The 1659-nt window shown below is 64.5% G+C and carries 1 protein-coding gene; it reads left to right on the top strand.

Going from position 1 to position 1659, the window contains the following annotated elements; genetic code table 11:
• Window positions 1-74: 74 nt before the first annotated feature.
• Window positions 75-1424 carry a sigma-54 interaction domain-containing protein gene (locus tag ACRC1E_RS08345; protein ID WP_438514638.1) on the top strand — a complete coding sequence of 450 codons (1350 nt, stop codon included), beginning with the start codon at window positions 75-77 and terminating at the stop codon, window positions 1422-1424.
• The last annotated feature ends 235 nt before the right edge of the window (window positions 1425-1659 follow it).

Genomic DNA, 1659 nt, shown 5'->3' with positions numbered 1-1659 from the left:
AAAACGGACAGCCGCCCGCACCTGCTGCGGCAAGGTCTGGCCACGATGCGTCGAAAACCCGACAAGGAAGCGCAATGGAAGAGATCCAGTGGCTGGTACTGAGCATGAAAGAAGTGCTCGACACCCTGAGCCAGCCTGTCACCATGGTCGACCGCCACGGCCACTTCGTGTACTACAACCGCGCCAGCGCGCGCATGGACGGCGTAGACCCGGCCAATATCATTGGCCGCCACATCCTTGAAGTCAGCCCGTGGCTGAAGACGGAAGACAGCACCTTGCTGCGCTGCCTGTCGCAGCACAGCCGCTTTGTCGACCACTATCAGGCCTATAGCGGCAGCGATGGCCGCCAGTTGCACTATCTGCACTCGGCCATGCCGCTGTTCGGCCGCAGCGGCGACGTAATCGGTGCCATCGAGATCGGCCGCACCGTAGACAACCAGCCCTCGGACAATAATGACCCCAGCCCGGTGCCCGACATCGTCGGCCACGACGCACGGCTGCGCCTGCAGATCGACGCCATCGATATCTATGGCCACAGCGAACTGCCGGTATTGATCTACGGCGAAACCGGCACCGGCAAAGAGCTGTTCGCGCGCCGCGCCCATGCCAAAAGCCCGCGCGCCCGCGCACCCATGCTGTGCCTGAACTGTGCGGCGATACCGGAAAACCTGCTGGAAAGCACCCTGTTCGGCACCACCCGCGGCGCGTTTACCGGTGCCGAAAACAAGAAGGGGCTGTTTGCGCTGGCCGATGGCGGCACGCTGTTTCTGGATGAAATCAACTCCATGCCGATCGCGCTGCAAAGCAAGCTGCTGCGCGTGCTGCAGGACGGCAGCTTCCAGCCGCTGGGCAGCCAGCAGCCGCTGCGCGCCAATGTGCGCCTGATCGCGGCGCTCAACCAGCGCCCGCTGGATGCCATCGCCGCCGGCCGCCTGCGCGAAGACCTGTATTACCGCCTCAACGTCGGCTACATCTTCATCCCGCCGCTACGCGAGCGCCATGGCGACATCGCCCTGCTCGCCCGCCGCTTTGTCGACAAGCACGCCGCCAGCCTCAACCCGGCTATCACCACCTTGTCGGATGCAGCCATCGCCACGCTGGAAGCCCAAGCCTGGCCGGGGAATGTGCGCGAACTGGAAAACGTGATCCGCCGCAGCCTGCTGCTGGATAAAAGCGGCAGCACGCTGGGCGCCATCGCACTGATGCACGACAGCGCATCTGCCGCCATACCCGCCCTGCCCCCCGATACGGCACCGGCAGGCAGCGGCCCGCTCAAGGCACGTCTGGCGGCACAGGAGCGCCATATCATTACCCGGGCGCTGGCCGCCAACGACAACAAGCTCGCCGCTACCGCCCGCGAGCTGGGCCTGCCGCGCACCACGCTGATTTCGCGCATGGCGAGGCTGGGGCTGGCAGACATTTAACAGGTCATGTCCCCGTTACGAACGGGCACCGATGGGTGTGGGCTTTGTGTCCGCTACGCGGCCGCTTTTTACTTGCCGCTTCCGCTGACCGAGCGCGACAAGCGCAGCGGCGCGAGGGAATATGAACAGGGATGGAAGCTGGCGTATGGACTGGCGGCATGGCCTTGCTTTTGGCTAAGCCGTCGTCGTGTGTTGGGCATTAAGGATTTGAGCGTGGAGGTGGAGTCCGCTGCGC

This window comes from Craterilacuibacter sp. (genome assembly GCF_051659485.1).
Classification (GTDB): Bacteria; Pseudomonadota; Gammaproteobacteria; order Burkholderiales; family Chromobacteriaceae; genus Craterilacuibacter.
Note: the sequence above shows the minus strand (reverse complement) of the source record. Positions and strands in the feature narration are given on the sequence as shown.